A 15393-nucleotide genomic window follows, 5' to 3' on the forward strand; every position below is an offset into this window, starting at 1 on the left:
TCCCCGTGTTGTCCGGTATTGTTCGGCGTTATGAGTTGAATCAGTCCTGAAGCGGGCCGAAGGCGTTCTCGATGACCGCTTTTTGCTGCGCGTTGTGCTTCGCGTAGTAGCCGACCGCAGGCGATGCGGCTGCCGGACGCGACACCAGCAGAAGCTTGCGCTTCGATCCGAGCACATTCACGAGGTGCTGGCGCGATGCGAGCCAGTACCAGGCGCCCTGGTTGCGCGGCTCCTCCTGTGCCCACACGACTTCCCGGGCATTCGGGAACTGATCGACGGCGGCGCCGAAGGCAGCGGCCGGGAACGGATAGAGCTGCTCGATCCGCACCAGCGCGGTGTCCTTGATGTTGTTCTCGCGTCGATAGGCGAGCAGCTCGTAGTAGAGCTTGCCCTGGCACAGCACCACCCGCTTGACCTTCTTCGGGTCGAGCGCCTCCGTTTCGCCGATGACGGTGCGGAATTTCCCGTCTTCCAGTTCGGCCAGCGTCGAAGTGGCTTCCTTGTGGCGCAGCAGCGACTTCGGCGTGATGATCACCAGCGGCTTCCTGACCTTGCGCAGCATCTGCCGGCGCAGCAGGTGGAAGATCTGCGCAGGGGTCGTTGGCACGCAGATCTGCCAGTTGTTCTCGGCGGCGTTGTTCATGAAGCGCTCGATCCGGGCCGACGAGTGCTCCGGACCCTGGCCTTCGTAGCCGTGCGGCAGCATCAGCGTCAGCCCGCACAGGCGGCCCCACTTCGCTTCGCCGGAGCAGATGAACTGGTCGAGCACGACCTGGGCGCCGTTGACGAAGTCGCCGAACTGGGCTTCCCAGACGACAAGCTCGTTCGGCTCGGCGGTCGCGTAGCCGTACTCGAACGCGAGGACCGCCTCTTCCGACAGCACCGAATCGAAGATCTGCAGCGCGGCCTGGCCGTCCTGGATATGCTTCAGCGGCACGTAGGTGCCCTGGTCCCAGCGCTCGCGCTTCTGGTCGTGCAGCACTGCGTGGCGGTGGAAGAACGTGCCGCGGCCGACGTCCTCGCCGGAGATGCGCACGCCGAACCCTTGCGCGAGCAGGCTCGCGTAGGCGAGGTTCTCGCCCATCCCCCAGTCGAGTGGCAGATCGCCCTGGCCCATCGCGATGCGGTCTTCGAGGATCTTCCTGACCCGCGGGTGCACGTTGAAGCCTTCGGGCAGCGTCGTCAGGCGCTCGGACAGGCGCTTGAGTTCGGTCAGCGGGATGGCGGTCTCGCCTTCATCGGTGTAGGACTGGCCGATGTAGGGCGTCCAGTCGACGGCGTACTGGCGGTTATGGCCGGACAGCACCGGGTTGTACAGCAACTGCCCCTTGTCCAGGTGTTCGCGGAAGTCCTTGATCATCTTTTCCGGCTCGCCAGGCGCGCATGTCCCTTCGGTCACCAGCCGGTCGGCATACAGCTTGCGCGTGCCGGGGTGGCTGGCGATCTTGCGGTACATCAGCGGCTGCGTGACCATCGGCTCGTCCTGCTCGTTGTGGCCGAGCTTGCGGTAGCAGACGATATCGACGACGACGTCCTTCTTGAACTCCTGGCGGAACTCGACAGCCAACGCGGTCGCGAACGCGACCGCTTCAGGGTCGTCGCCATTGACGTGGAAGATCGGCGCTTCGACCATCTTGAAGATGTCGGTGCAGTAGAGCGACGAGCGGTAGTCGCGCGGATCGGATGTCGTGAAGCCGATCTGGTTGTTCACGACGATATGCACCGTGCCGCCGGTGCCATAGCCGCGCGTCTGCGAGAAGTTCAGCATCTCCTGGTTCACGCCCTGCCCCGCCACCGCGGCGTCACCGTGGATCAGCACCGCGATCACCTGGCTCTTGGCCTCGTCCTTGCGGCGCAGCTGGCGCGCATACACCGAGCCCTCGACGACAGGATTGATGATCTCGAGGTGCGACGGGTTGAACGACAGCGTCAGATGCACCGGGCCGCCCGGGCTCATGACGTCGGACGAGAAGCCGAGGTGATACTTGACGTCGCCCGCGGTGAGATCGGCCGCGGCCTTGCCTTCGAATTCGGCGAACAGCATCGACGGCGACTTGCCGAGCGTATTGACGAGCACGTTCAGGCGCCCGCGGTGCGCCATGCCGATGACGATCTCCTGCGCGCCGAGCGAGCCGCCGACACGGACGATCTCGTCCATCGCGACGATCGTCGACTCCCCGCCTTCGAGCGAGAAGCGCTTCTGGCCGACGTATTTCGTGTGCAGGAATTTTTCCAGCGTCTCGGCGGCGGTGGTGCGCTCGAGGATGCGTTTCTTCATCTCCGCGGAGAAGCGCGGCGTGCCGCGGACACTCTCGAGACGGCTCTGGATCCAGCGCTTCTGGCCGGTATCCGAGATATGCATGTATTCGGAGCCGATCGAGCCGCAATACGTCTGGCGCAGCGCTTCGAGAATTTCGCGCAGTGTCGCGTGATCGGCAGAAAAACCGTGGAACGACCCCACGTTGAAGCTCTGGTTGAGATCCGCTTCGGTAAAGCCGTAGAACGACGGCTCGAGTTCGGCCAGTTGCGGCCGCTCGGTGCGCTTGAGGGGGTCGAGATTCGCCCAGCGGTTGCCGAGGAACCGATAGGCGTTGATCAGCTGCAACGTGCTGACCTGACGACGATCGTCGCCGCCTGCGGTCACGGTGCGCACCGGGCCGCGCTTGGCGAGTTCGGTGAATGCGGCGATGACCGGGCCGTGCGCGACGTCCCGCACCGCGGCACCGGCCTGCGCCTGCAGGGCATCGAAATAACCGCGCCAGGCTTCCGGCACCGCCGCCGGGTCGGCGAGGTAATTCTCGTAGAGCTCTTCGATGAATGGCGCATTGGCGCCGAACAGATACGAAGTCGATCGGAGCTGCTTCATCATGTTGATTGCCACCTGTATCTTGTTATCGCTGCAATCGGCGAATTGTTCCGGCGGCCCCGAAAAAAACGGGATGGCCACAGCGTGCCATCCCGTCGAGGTCGTGGTCGGACTGGTTCGCCGCCTCTCCCTGTTCGTCTCTTACGGACGTTGTGCGAGCGTCGGTACGTCGCGCCGCGCTGCACCGATGTACAACTGGCGCGGACGACCGATCTTGTATTCCGGATCGGTGATCATTTCTTCCCACTGCGTGATCCAGCCGACGGTCCGTGCCAGCGCGAAGATGCAGGTGAACATCGACGTCGGGATCCCCAGCGCCTTCTGCACGATGCCGGAGTAGAAGTCGACGTTCGGATAGAGCTTCTTCTCGACGAAGTACTGGTCTTCCAGTGCGATCTTCTCGAGTTCCATCGCCAGCTTGAAGAGGCGGTCGTTCTCGAGGCCCAGCTCGCCCAGGACGTCGTAGCAGACCTGGCGCATCAGCTTCGCGCGCGGGTCGAAGTTCTTGTAGACGCGGTGACCGAAGCCCATCAGCTTGAAGCTGTCGTTCTTGTCCTTCGCACGCGCGATGTATTCGCCGACGCGCGACACGTCGCCGATTTCCTCGAGCATGTTGAGGCATGCTTCGTTCGCGCCGCCGTGCGCCGGGCCCCACAGGCAGGCGATGCCGGCCGAGATGCACGCGAACGGGTTCGCACCCGACGACCCCGCGAGCCGCACGGTGGACGTCGAAGCGTTCTGCTCGTGATCGGCGTGCAGCGTGAAGATCGTGTCGAGCGCACGCACCAGCACCGGATTGGGCTTGTACTCTTCGCACGGCGTGCCGAACATCATGTGCATGAAGTTCGCCGTGTAGTCGAGCTCGTTGCGCGGATACATGAACGGCTGGCCCATGTTGTACTTGTAGGCCATCGCGACGATCGTCGGCAGCTTCGCGATCAGGCGGTTGATCGAGATGTTGCGGTGCTCGGAGTCGGAGAAATCCATCGCTTCATGATAGAAGGCCGACAGCGCGCCGACGACGCCGACCATCACGGCCATCGGATGCGCATCACGACGGAAGCCCGTGAAGAACTTCGTCATCTGGTCGTGCAGCATCGTGTGGTTCTTGATGGTGTTCTCGAACTCCACTTTCTGCGTCCCGTTCGGGAGCTCGCCGTTCTTCAGCAGATAGGCGACTTCGAGGAAGCTGCACTTGTCGGCCAGTTGCTCGATGGGATAACCGCGATAGAGCAGTTCACCCTTGTCACCGTCGATGAACGTAATCGTGGACTTGCAGCTCGCGGTCGACAGGAAGCCCGAGTCGTAAGTGAAGAAACCGGTCTTGGCCCCCAGCGTGCGAATATCGATGACGTCATTGCCATGGGTGCCGGTCATTACCGGGAATTCGACGGTCTTGCCATCGACGGTTAGCGTTGCAGTGCGTTCAGTGCTCATAGGTCATCCCTTTTGCTTGCCGGTAGTAACTACTAGCTCCCTGTAACGAACGTCCTGCTGGTCATTGCTGACGCAACAGGCCGATCATCTCCTTCCACCGGTCGTTCCCGCAGGGCTCGCTGCCGTTGACCATGGCCCAAAGCTCATGATCCTCGCAGCGCAGCAAGTCCTCCAGATCCGCCAGTTGACCGTCGGTGAGACGGTCGAAATCCCTTTCCAGAAAGCGTGCGAAAACAAGGTCGAGCTCGAGAAAAGCGCGACGGCATTGCCAGCGCAAGCGTCCGCGGTCGATGCTCATACTGCGCGGCTGACCATCATGTCCTTGATCTTGCCGATCGCACGCGTCGGATTGAGATTCTTCGGACAGACGTCGACGCAATTCATGATGCTGTGGCAGCGGAACAACCGGTACGGGTCCTCGAGGTTGTCGAGGCGCTCGGTCGTGGCCTCGTCGCGCGTGTCGGCGAGGAAACGGTACGCTGCCAACAGGCCGGCGGGGCCGACGAACTTGTCCGGGTTCCACCAGAACGACGGGCACGAGGTCGAGCAGCACGCGCACAGGATGCACTCGTAGAGGCCGTTGAGCTCCTCGCGCTCTTCCGGCGACTGCAGCCGCTCGCGCTCGGGCAGCGGCGTCTCGTTGATCAGGTACGGCTTGATCGAGTGGTACTGCTTGAAGAACTGCGTCATGTCGACGATCAGGTCGCGGATCACCGGCAGGCCCGGCAGCGGGCGCAGCACGATCGGCTGCGGCAGGCCGTCGATGTCGGTCAGGCAGGCCAGGCCGTTCTTGCCGTTGATGTTCATCGCGTCCGAACCGCATACACCTTCGCGGCACGAGCGGCGGAACGACAAGGTGTCGTCCTTCGACTTCAGGCGAACCAGCGCGTCCAGCAGCTTCTTGTCGGACGGTTCGAGTTCGAGGGTGTAATCCTGCATGTACGGCTTGTCGTCCTTGTCCGGATCGTAGCGGTACATCTTCAGTTTGACGGTGCGCTTGCTCATTTCTGTCCTTCTCCCGCGCTCAGTAGGTGCGTTTCGCGAGTGCGATCGGCTCGACATCCTGCGACAGCGGCTCCATCGTCACCGGCTTGTAGTCGAGCCGGTTGCCTTCGCTGTACCACAGGGTGTGCTTGAGCCACTGGTTGTCGTTGCGGCCGTTCGGGAATTCCGCAGTGTCGGGCGCGTCGTCCCGCACATGGGCGCCGCGCGATTCCTTGCGCGCCTCGGCCGAAACCATCGTGGCCTTGGCCACTTCGATCAGGTTGTCGAGCTCCAGGGCTTCGGTCCGCGCGGTATTCCACACCTTCGACTTGTCCTTGATCTCGGTGCGCTTGGCACGTTCGGCAACTTCCTTGATCCTTGCGACGCCTTCCTTCAGCAGGTTGTCGAAGCGGAACACGCCGGCGTGCTTCTGCATCGTGCGACGCATCTCCAGGCCGACTTCGAACACGCTCTCGCCGTTCTTCTGCCCTTCGAGGCGGGCGAGCCGCGCCAGAGACACGTCGGCGGCATCCGCGGGCAGCGGCTTGAGGCTCAGGTCGCCGCTCTGGAAATCCTCGACGACCGACTCGCCGGCCGACTTGCCGAACACCAGCAAGTCGAGCAGCGAGTTCGTGCCGAGCCGGTTCGCGCCGTGTACCGACGCGCATGCGCACTCGCCCGCGGCGTAAAAGCCGGTGATCGGCGTGTTTGGATTCCCGTCCTTCGGCGCCACGACCTGGCCCTTGAAGTTCGTCGGGATGCCGCCCATCTGGTAATGCGCGGTCGGCACGACGGGGATCGGTGCCTTGATCGGGTCGACGCCGGCGAACTGGATCGATATCTCGCGGATGCCGGGCAGCCGCTTCATGATCGTTTCCGGCGACAGGTGCGTGATGTCGAGCAGCACGTGATCCTTGTCCGGACCGCAGCCGCGACCTTCGTTGATCTCGGTCACCATCGAGCGCGATACGATGTCGCGCGACGCGAGGTCCTTCAGGTTCGGTGCGTAGCGCTCCATGAAGCGCTCGCCGGACGCATTGCGCAGGATGCCGCCTTCGCCGCGCACGCCCTCGGTGATCAGCACGCCCGCACCGAACACGCCGGTCGGGTGGAACTGCCAGAACTCCATGTCCTCGAGCGGAACACCCGCACGCGCAGCCATGCCGAGGCCGTCGCCGGTGTTGATGAACGCGTTCGTCGAGCTATAGAAAATGCGTCCCGCCCCGCCGGTCGCGAAAATCGTCGCCTTCGCGTGGAAGATGCAGACTTCGCCGGTTTCCATCTCGATCGCGGTCACGCCGAGCACGTCGCCGTCGGCGTCGCGGATCAGGTCCAGCGCCATCCATTCGACGAAGAACTGGGTGTTCGCGCGCACGTTGCGCTGGTACAGCGCGTGCAGCATCGCGTGGCCGGTACGGTCCGCCGCCGCGCACGAGCGCGATACGGGGGCCTGGCCGTAATTCTGCGAGTGACCGCCGAACGGCCGCTGGTAGATCTTGCCGTTGTCGGTGCGGTCGAACGGCATGCCGTAGTGTTCGAGTTCGACGACCACCTCGTTCGCCTTGCGGCACATGAATTCGATCGCGTCCTGGTCGCCCAGCCAGTCCGACCCCTTGACGGTGTCGTACATGTGCCAGTGCCAGTTGTCCTCGGTCGTGTTGCCGAGCGAGGCGGCGACGCCGCCCTGGGCCGCGACGGTGTGCGAGCGCGTCGGGAACACCTTGGTCAGCACGGCAGTTTTCAGTCCGGACTCGGAAAGTTGCAGGGCGGCACGCAGCCCTGCTCCACCGGCACCCACGATGACCGCGTCAAAAGTACGCTTTGCGACGTTCACGCTCACAGCCTCCAAAGAATCTGGGCAGCCCATCCGGCATAGCCGACGAGCACGAAGATCGTTACCACATGCAGGACCAGGCGGACGCCGACCGGGTTGATGTAGTCCATGAAAATGTCCCGCACGCCAATCCATGCGTGATAGAACAATGCGAGGAAAAACAGGAATGTGAAGAAGCGCATCACGCCACTGCGGAACAGGCCGGACCACGCTTCATGGGTCATTTCCGGCAGGCGGAGCGCGGCAATCGCGAACAGGATGGTGAAGATCACCATGAACACGGCCGTGGCACGTTGCCCGATCCAGTCGCGCAGGCCGTAGTGAGCACCGACAACGATACGCTTTACCATAGCTTCACCCCGATGATGATGGTCAGCGCGATGCTCACGACCAGGACGATGCGCGAACTGTTGCGGGCGGACTTCAGGTCGGTCCCTTTGTTCAGGTCGAGCAGCAGGAAACGGATGCCGGCGCAGAAGTGGTGCAGGTACGCCCACAGCAGGCCGAGCAGCAGCAGCTTGGCGAGCGGGTTCGCCACCACACTCTTGTATGTTTCAAAGGACTCCGGCGATCCCAGGCTGCGGTCGAACAGGAACAGCAGGAACGGCAGCATCAGGAACAGTCCCGCTCCGCTCACCCGATGAAGAATCGAGACGAAACCCGGCAACGGGAGCCGGATTTCGTGCAGGGCCAGGAATTTCGGCCGCTGCTTGCGCACTATGGCTTCTGACATATTGTTTTACCCCTCGATGAGCGACGGTTTCCCGACGCGGTTCTCCCAGATTGCAAGGAGCCGGGATTATATACGCGGAACATGCTCCGTCCCGACTCCGGCCCCGTCAGTTCAGTTCATTCAGATAAAAATGCTCCGCCGTCGAATAAAGCCCGCGCCGCCACTCGACCGGCCGGTCCCCGTACGTATAGGTGACCCGCTCGACCGACAGCAGCGGGGTTCCTTCGGGCACTTTCAGCGCCTCGCTCGTCGAGCGGTCCGCCGCCACGGCACGCAGGCGTTCCTGGGCACGGATCATGCGCAAGCCGAAACGGGTTTCGAACAGGCTGTAGAGCGAGCCGTTCCAGCTTTGCAGCACTTCCAGCGTGAGCCCGGGGAACACTTCGCCCGGCAGGTAGATTTCGTCGATGACGATGGGCTTGGCGGCGAATTTCAGCACGCGCCGGACGATGATGATCGGATCACCCAGCCCGATGCCCAGCATGCGGGACGCTTCCTGCCCCGCCTTCGCCCGCCAGCAGTCCATCGGCACGCTCTGTGGAGGCGCAAGATCGCCATCCATCGGCACGAGCCGCAGGAAGCGGAACAAAGCCCGCGGATCGTTATGGGATGCAACGAAAGTGCCTTTTCCCTGCTTGCGGATCAGCAGGTTGTCCGCCGCCATTTCATCGATGGCCTTGCGCACGGTGCCTTGCGAAACGCTGAAGCGGGCAGCAAGTTCCTGCTCGCTCGGAATCACCTGGCCGGGACGCCACTCGCCAGACTCGAGCGCCTGCAGGATCAGGCTCTTGATCTGCCGGTAAAGCGGACTGAATGTGGGGGATTCCTGTGCCATTCGCGCATTTCATCATAAAAGTTTTCCAGCGTCCATCGTCTGTCTCATGTCTTATATAAGACACCAGAGGCGAATTGACATGGCTGATACTTGCTTTTAACATCTTTCGGCCCCGGCGGCTGGCCTTCAGGCCCCGGAGTCGAACGTTGAACTGAAATCGCGGGCGACAGACCAATCATTCTCACTGTCTTCAATTCGCTTTAGAGGGAGTACTCACATGAGCAAAGCCCCTGTGCGCGTCGCCGTCACCGGCGCCGCCGGCCAGATCGGCTACAGCCTGCTGTTCCGCATTGCCAGCGGCGAGATGCTGGGCAAAGACCAGCCCGTGATCCTGCAACTGCTCGATCTTCCTCAAGCCCAGAAGGCGGTCAAGGGCGTGATGATGGAACTCGAGGACTGCGCGTTCCCGCTGCTCGCCGGAATGGTCGCCACCGACGACCCGAACGTCGCCTTCAAGGATGCGGACTACTGCCTGCTCGTCGGCGCCCGCCCGCGCGGCCCCGGCATGGAACGTGCCGACCTGCTGACCGCCAATGGCGCGATCTTCACCGTGCAAGGCAAAGCGATCGCCGAGAACGCGAACGAGAACGTCAAGGTGCTGGTCGTCGGCAACCCCTGCAACACCAACGCCTACATCGCCGGCGCCGCTGCCCGCAAAGTCGGCCGCACGAACCCGAACAACTACCACGGCATGCTGCGCCTCGATCACAACCGCGCGCTGTCGCAACTGGCTGCGAAAACCGGTCGCCCGGTGTCGAGCCTCAAGAAGATGGTCGTGTGGGGCAACCACTCGCCGACGATGTACGCCGACTACCGCTTCTGCACGTCGAACGGCGACTCCGTAAAGGCGCTGGTGAATGACCACGCGTGGAACAACGACGTGTTCCTGCCGACCGTCGGCAAGCGCGGCGCCGCGATCATCGACGCGCGCGGCCTGTCGTCGGCCGCCTCTGCCGCGAATGCTGCGATCGACCACATGCACGACTGGGCGCTCGGCTCCGATGACTGGGTGACGATGGGCGTTCCGTCCGACGGTTCCTACGGCATTCCGGCCGGCGTGGTGTTCGGCGTCCCGTGCGAGTGCAAGAACGGCGACTTCAAGATCATCCAGGGACTGGAGATCGACGAATACTCGCGCGAAAAGATCAACAAGACCCTCGGCGAACTGGAAGACGAGCGCGCGGCAGTCGCCGACATGCTCAAGTAATCGTTTCCGGTTCTTTGCGAGAAAATGCCGCGGGAGGATGCCGCGGCATTTTTTTTGATGGTGGAAGGCTGTAGTTCCCTGGAGAATCGGGCACTTTCCTCACCCACGGAGATGTGTGATGCGACACCCTGCTGACGTCCTGTTCGCCGGCGAAAAGCCGTTTCCCGTCCTCGCCGCGGTCGATCACTACGCCGGCTCGGAAAAACTGATGAGGAAAGCACTGGCGCTTCAGCACGAAATGGGTCCGGTCTTCGATCTGACCTGCGACTGCGAAGACGGCGCGCGCACCGGTGCCGAAGCCGAGCACGCCGAGATGGTCGCCGAGATCGTGGCATGCGCCGACAACCGCTACGGCCACGTCGGCGCGAGAATCCATGATGTCACGCACCCGCACTGGCAGCGCGATCTCGAAATCCTCATCACCCGGGCCGGTAGCCGACTGGCGTTCGTCACCTTGCCGAAAGTGCGCGGCGCTGCCGATACGCGCCACCAGATCGAAACCTTGCGCAGGCTCGAAGCCACTGCCCGGACCGGGCGGGAAATCCCGGTCCACGTCCTGGTCGAGACGCATGGCGCCCTGCGCGAAGCGTGGGATATTGCGGCGCTGCCGGGAGTCGAATCGCTCGACTTCGGCCTCATGGATTTCGTCTCCGGCCACCACGGCGCGATTCCCGGCGCGGCGATGAAAAGCCCGGGCCAATTCACGCATCCGCTCGTCGTCCGCGCGAAAGTCGAAATTGCCGCCGCGGCGCTCGCCAACGGCGTCGTTCCATCACATAACGTGACGACCGAACTCAAGGATCTGGAACTCATCCGCCACGACGCCGAGCGGGCGCGACGCCAATTCGGATACTTGCGGATGTGGAGCATCCATCCGAACCAGATCGTTCCGATCATCGAAGCGATGCGGCCGGATTTTTCCGAAGTCGAAGAAGCCAGCGGCATTCTCGCCGCCGCCCAGGAGGGTGGTTGGGGTCCGATCCAGCATCGCGGAAAGCTCCACGACCGTGCCTCCTACCGCTACTACTGGGAATTGCTGCAGCGTGCACACTCGACCGGCATGGTCCTGCCGGACGAAGGGATGCGGCGCTTTTTCTCGTAGTCCCGAGGTGGCAGCCCATTTGCTGCCACGATCGCCATCAGCGGCGGCGAAACTGGGAGGGAGCACCTGCCGGCCGCTCGTCCTTGTGACGGAAGCTGATGCGCGCCTTGGTCAGGTCATACGGAGACAGTTCGACACTGACCTTGTCTCCGGCGAGGATGCGGATGCGGTGTTTGCGCATTTTTCCCGAAGCGTAAGCCTGTACCTCGACTCCATTCTCGAGCGTCACGCGAAAGCGCGTATCGGGCAGCACTTCGTTGACGACCCCTTCCATTTCCAGCAGCTCTTCCTTGGCCATTTCCTTTTCCTTTCAGTCATCCATCCGGCGAGGAATTCCCCGCGTTCGCCCCTCCTCGCCTGTCGACCGGACATTCCGCATTTCTGGGAACGCCTGCGCCTTCAGCGCCGGCCTGTCGAGCGCTGCGACGAAGCCTTTTCCTTTCGGCGGCAGGAGGACGACGAATCCGACACCGGTGCAACGCCCGATCTGTCGAGGCGTCTAGAATACCGGGACATGGGAGATGGCACAGGGCGCCCGCTGCAATCGAAGCGTATATGCCGGCGCTTGGGTTATCGCGATCACTATACAGGATTACCTCCAAGCTCCCCAAGCGTAGGCAAGAGCCGAGCCCCAGCAGAAGAATCCAGAAGCGGGGGCCAATTCCTTATAATTCCTCCATGACTCACGCTCCGCCTCACCCGCCCGAACGCACTGTGCTTTTTGTGGATCTCGCCGGGAGCACCCGCCTTTACGAACGCGTCGGCGACTCCCTGGCCTTCCGGCTGGTCGATCGCTGCGTACACGAAATGCGGGCCGAAATCGAACGGCGTCGCGGACGGGTCGTCAAGCACACCGGAGACGGTCTGATGGCAGTCTTCGGCGAAGCCGATCACGGATGCGAGGCTGCGCTCAGGATTCACCAGGTGGTGCGGGAGCTGCCGCTCTCGGCCGGGCAGAAACTGGCCGTGCGCATCGCGTTTCACTACGGACCCGTCGTCGAAAACGACAGCGACGTGTTCGGCGACACGGTCAACATCGCGGCGCGCCTGCTGGAACTCGCATCGCCGGGGCGCGCCATCACGTCGATGGAAACGGCGCGGCAACTCAGCGCCGAGTGGCGCCCGCTGCTCCGCCCGCTGCAGGCGCGCAGCCTGCGTGGTGCGTCGCGGCTGACCGAGCCCTTCGAACTGTTGTGCGGCGGAGCGCCGGGTGACCTGACTGTGGTGCAGACAGTCGATTTCGACGCCGATGAAAAACCGGAACTGCGGCTTTATCTCGGCACACAATCGCTTGTGCTCAATGCACAGATGCCGAGCGCGCGGCTCGGCCGGGATGCCTTGTCGGACCTGCGCCTGAGCGATACCCGCGCCTCGCGCCAGCATGCTGAAATCGAGCTGCGCGGCGACAAGTTCGTGCTGGTCGACCGCAGCAGCAACGGTACTTTTGTATTGATAGACGGCGAAAAGGAATTCGTGCTGTCGCGTGAGGAAGTCGTCCTCAGGAAACACGGGCACTTCGCCCTCGGCAGGACGTGTATCGACAATCCGCACCTTATCGGCTTCGTTTGCCTCTGACCGGAAGCCGACGGTCCCGGCAAGCGCCTCGGCTTCGATGATCCGGCATTCGGGCGGGGACGTTTGACGCGGCCGATTCACCCCTGCGTTTTGCGATTCTCGTCCGGACCGGCTGAATCTGCCCCGTCTTGCGACTCGCCATCCTTGCTGCTGCGACGGCCGACGATCGCCTGGAGCGAAATCACGTCCGCCCCGCCGATCGGCCACGGCATTGGCACGCGCATCGAGATGCGGGTCGCTTCGGCTCCGGGCTGGTCGGTCTTGCGCCGCAGAGGAATGACTTCGGCTTCGAGATGCGGAATCCATGGCATATCCGACACGCGGCGCAGATCCTCATTGCCGGCGACGGGACGTCCGAGCGTCCTGAACCCGGCACTCCAGAACCGCTGGGTTCCCTGGAGCCACACGTCGAACCATTTCATGCTTTCGAGCATCGCCGCTTCCGACCACTTTATCCACAAGGCCGGGTCGACGCCGGGGCGCCCCCCCGAAACACTCTCCCGTTCACCCGCGCGTCTGCGCTTTTCATCTGATGCGCTCTTCATTACGGCTCCGAGTCACTGGATAGGTGTTCCCAAGCATAAACATTGCGGCTTCCGCGCGAAAGACCTGATTGGTAACAGGTGGAAGCCGCACTGCAGCAGATTTCGACCGTGGCGGCCGGCAGATGAAGTCTGAGCATTCCCTCTGTCAGCCAGGCGCCGCGGTGGTCACGGCATGCGCCTTGCCTTCTGTACCTTCCGCCAAAAGGGGGACAACATCGAGCAGCTCCTCCACCTCGCCTCGAGAAGAACAATAATTGCGGATGCCCGGCGATACCCTGAAACAGGCCTCGACGCCGCGCCCCTTGTCGGCGCTGACAGGCCTGTGGCCGTTCCTGCAGCCCTATCGGGGGCGAATTGCGCTGGCCTTCATCCTGCTCTGCCTCGGTTCGGCAATCATCCTGCTGCTCCCGCTGGCGTTCGGCGACCTCGTCGACCTGGGGTTTGGCGCACGCGAGCAGGCCGATGGCGGTCTGCTCGGTGAGCTGAACCTGACCGGGCATTTCATCGCCCTGTTCGGATTGGCGAGCGCCTGGGCCTTGACGGTATCGGCCCGTTACTACACCGTGTCTTGGATCGGCGAGCGGGCAACCGCGGATCTGCGCTGTGCGGTATATAGGCGCGTACTATCCCAGTCGCCCCAATTCTTCGAGACCTTGCAGACTGGCGAAGTCCTGTCCCGGCTGACCGGCGACACGACGCTGATCCAGACAGTGATCGGCAGTTCCGTGTCGATGGGATTGCGCAGCCTGTTCCAGTTCACTGGTGGCATGGTCATGCTGGCCGTCACCAGCCTCTACCTGTTTTCCTTGAACCTTGGCCTCATGGCCTTGCTGACGCTGCCCATCATCGCCATCGGCCGCAAGGTCAAAAGACTTTCGCGCGAATCCCAGGACAGGATTGCCGATGCCTCGGCACTGGCCGGTGAAATCCTCAATGCCATGCCGACGGTACAGGCCTATACGCAGGAGCGGCACGAAGCGGAACGCTTTGCCACTGCTGCGGAAACCGGGTTCACGACGGCGATCCGGCGCACGCGCGTGCGCGCTGCGCTCACGACTTTGATCATCACCGCGGTGATGGGAACGATCATTTTCGTGTTGTGGGTCGGTGTGCGTCAGATGCACGACGGCATCCTGACCCAAGGCCAGTTGGCGTCCTTTGTCCTTTACGCGGCCCTCGTCGCCGGTGGCGTCGGGACCATGGCAGAAGTCTGGGGCGACGTCATGCGCGCGGCCGGGGCAGCAGAGCGTCTGCTGGAACTGCTGCACGCGGACTCCGCCATCCGTGAACCGAGCTTGCCACAATCGCCTGCGCATCCGGCGCAGGCAGCGATCAGTTTCGAGCAGGTCACGTTCCGCTATCCCGCTCGCCCGCACCCGCGTGCGCTCGACGACATCTGCCTGACGATTGCGCCGGGCGAGAGCGTCGCGCTTGTCGGTCCGTCCGGCGCGGGCAAGACGAGCATGTTCCAGGTCCTGCTGCGCTATTACGAAATATCCGGCGGCGCGATACGGATCAACGGCCAGGATATCCGCCAGCTGAGCCTGCACGACCTGCGCAAAGGCATCGCGATCGTGCCGCAGGACCCGGTGATCTTTTCCGCCAGCGCGCTGGAGAACATCCGCTACGGCCGTCCCGCGGCGAGCGACGCCGAAGTCATCGCAGCGGCGCAGGCGGCTCTGGTTGATGAGTTCATCGAGCGACTGCCGGAGAGCTACCGTACATTCCTGGGCGAACGCGGCACCCGACTGTCCGGGGGACAGCGCCAGCGCATCGCGATTGCGCGCGCGATCCTGAAAGGCGCGCCGATGCTGCTTCTCGACGAAGCCACCAGCGCTCTCGATGTGGAATCCGAAATCCTGGTGCAGCAAGGACTCAACGCCGCCATGCAGGGGCGCACCACGCTGATCATCGCCCATCGGCTTGCAACGGTGCAAAAAACCGACCGGATCGTGGTGATGGATCGCGGCCGCATCGTCGAGACCGGCACTCCGGAGGATCTGCGTCATGGAGGCGGCCTTTACGCGCGTCTGGCCGCGCTCCAACTCGACCTTTGACCGTCTGACGGTTTCCGGTCTGGCGACGGTTCGAGCGGTAGCGCGAATTGGAATTGGGCTTGATAAAGGACGCTGGGCGAGGCGCCGCTGCGCCTCGACACCAGCTGGATCGCCTGTCCGCCGAAGCGATCCTGAATCGCTGTCGTGGTCGCTGCGGTCGCAGCCCTGCCGGCGGACGGAATCGAGCAAATCGTGAAGGTCGCGCTGAAGGCGGTGCG

The 15393-nt window shown here is 63.1% G+C and carries 14 protein-coding genes; 4 read left to right on the plus strand and 10 right to left on the minus strand.

The window, feature by feature from the left end:
• Positions 1–40: 40 nt before the first annotated feature.
• The 8 genes from EBN1_RS18940 to EBN1_RS18975 all read right to left on the minus strand — a co-directional run bounded on the left by EBN1_RS18940 (position 41) and on the right by EBN1_RS18975 (position 8689).
• Positions 41–2869: a 2-oxoglutarate dehydrogenase E1 component gene (locus EBN1_RS18940; RefSeq protein ID WP_011239597.1), complete on the minus strand. Its 2829-nt coding sequence runs from the start codon at positions 2867–2869 to the stop codon at positions 41–43.
• 138 nt (positions 2870–3007) lie between these two features.
• A complete protein-coding gene (gltA, locus tag EBN1_RS18945) occupies positions 3008–4303 on the minus strand; it encodes a citrate synthase (protein ID WP_011239598.1) in 1296 nt (431 codons plus the stop codon).
• Between the two features lie 61 nt (positions 4304–4364).
• Positions 4365–4601: an FAD assembly factor SdhE gene (locus EBN1_RS18950; protein WP_011239599.1), complete on the minus strand. Its 237-nt coding sequence runs from the start codon at positions 4599–4601 to the stop codon at positions 4365–4367.
• The gene (locus EBN1_RS18955) at positions 4598–5308 is read right to left on the minus strand and encodes a succinate dehydrogenase iron-sulfur subunit (RefSeq protein WP_011239600.1); all 711 of its coding nucleotides are present in this window, start codon (positions 5306–5308) and stop codon (positions 4598–4600) included. Before EBN1_RS18955 ends, EBN1_RS18950 begins: the two co-directional genes overlap by 4 nt.
• A gap of 19 nt (positions 5309–5327) precedes the next feature.
• A complete protein-coding gene (gene sdhA, locus EBN1_RS18960) occupies positions 5328–7121 on the minus strand; it encodes a succinate dehydrogenase flavoprotein subunit (protein ID WP_011239601.1) in 1794 nt (597 codons plus the stop codon).
• Between the two features lie 2 nt (positions 7122–7123).
• Positions 7124–7471, minus strand: a complete 348-nt coding sequence (sdhD, locus tag EBN1_RS18965) for a succinate dehydrogenase, hydrophobic membrane anchor protein (protein ID WP_011239602.1) — start codon at positions 7469–7471, stop codon at positions 7124–7126.
• Complete coding sequence (gene sdhC / locus EBN1_RS18970) at positions 7465–7854, minus strand: succinate dehydrogenase, cytochrome b556 subunit (protein ID WP_011239603.1); 390 nt, start codon at positions 7852–7854, stop codon at positions 7465–7467. Before sdhC ends, sdhD begins: the two co-directional genes overlap by 7 nt.
• A 106-nt stretch (positions 7855–7960) precedes the next feature.
• The gene (locus EBN1_RS18975; protein WP_011239604.1) at positions 7961–8689 is read right to left on the minus strand and encodes a GntR family transcriptional regulator; all 729 of its coding nucleotides are present in this window, start codon (positions 8687–8689) and stop codon (positions 7961–7963) included.
• A gap of 217 nt (positions 8690–8906) precedes the next feature.
• Between EBN1_RS18975 and EBN1_RS18980 the strand changes: the two genes are divergently transcribed.
• Both EBN1_RS18980 and EBN1_RS18985 read left to right on the plus strand, forming a co-directional pair.
• The gene (locus tag EBN1_RS18980; RefSeq protein WP_011239606.1) at positions 8907–9896 is read left to right on the plus strand and encodes a malate dehydrogenase; all 990 of its coding nucleotides are present in this window, start codon (positions 8907–8909) and stop codon (positions 9894–9896) included.
• Positions 9897–10011: 115 nt separating this feature from the next.
• Positions 10012–10998: an HpcH/HpaI aldolase/citrate lyase family protein gene (locus EBN1_RS18985; protein ID WP_085938659.1), complete on the plus strand. Its 987-nt coding sequence runs from the start codon at positions 10012–10014 to the stop codon at positions 10996–10998.
• Positions 10999–11035: 37 nt separating this feature from the next.
• On the opposite strand, the gene infA is transcribed toward EBN1_RS18985, so the two are convergent.
• The gene (gene infA / locus EBN1_RS18990; RefSeq protein ID WP_011239608.1) at positions 11036–11296 is read right to left on the minus strand and encodes a translation initiation factor IF-1; all 261 of its coding nucleotides are present in this window, start codon (positions 11294–11296) and stop codon (positions 11036–11038) included.
• A gap of 257 nt (positions 11297–11553) precedes the next feature.
• Here infA and EBN1_RS18995 point away from each other — a divergent pair, with 257 nt between their 5' ends.
• Positions 11554–12573: an adenylate/guanylate cyclase domain-containing protein gene (locus EBN1_RS18995; RefSeq protein ID WP_241762771.1), complete on the plus strand. Its 1020-nt coding sequence runs from the start codon at positions 11554–11556 to the stop codon at positions 12571–12573.
• Between the two features lie 77 nt (positions 12574–12650).
• Here the strand turns inward: EBN1_RS18995 and EBN1_RS19000 are convergent, their stop codons facing one another.
• Positions 12651–13118, minus strand: coding sequence for a hypothetical protein (locus tag EBN1_RS19000; RefSeq protein ID WP_157866654.1), 468 nt, complete (start codon positions 13116–13118; stop codon positions 12651–12653).
• Between the two features lie 260 nt (positions 13119–13378).
• Here EBN1_RS19000 and EBN1_RS19005 point away from each other — a divergent pair, with 260 nt between their 5' ends.
• The gene (locus EBN1_RS19005; RefSeq protein WP_041646600.1) at positions 13379–15175 is read left to right on the plus strand and encodes an ABC transporter transmembrane domain-containing protein; all 1797 of its coding nucleotides are present in this window, start codon (positions 13379–13381) and stop codon (positions 15173–15175) included.
• Positions 15176–15393 lie beyond the last annotated feature (218 nt).

Source organism: Aromatoleum aromaticum EbN1 (assembly GCF_000025965.1).
Lineage (GTDB): Bacteria > Pseudomonadota > Gammaproteobacteria > Burkholderiales > Rhodocyclaceae > Aromatoleum > Aromatoleum aromaticum.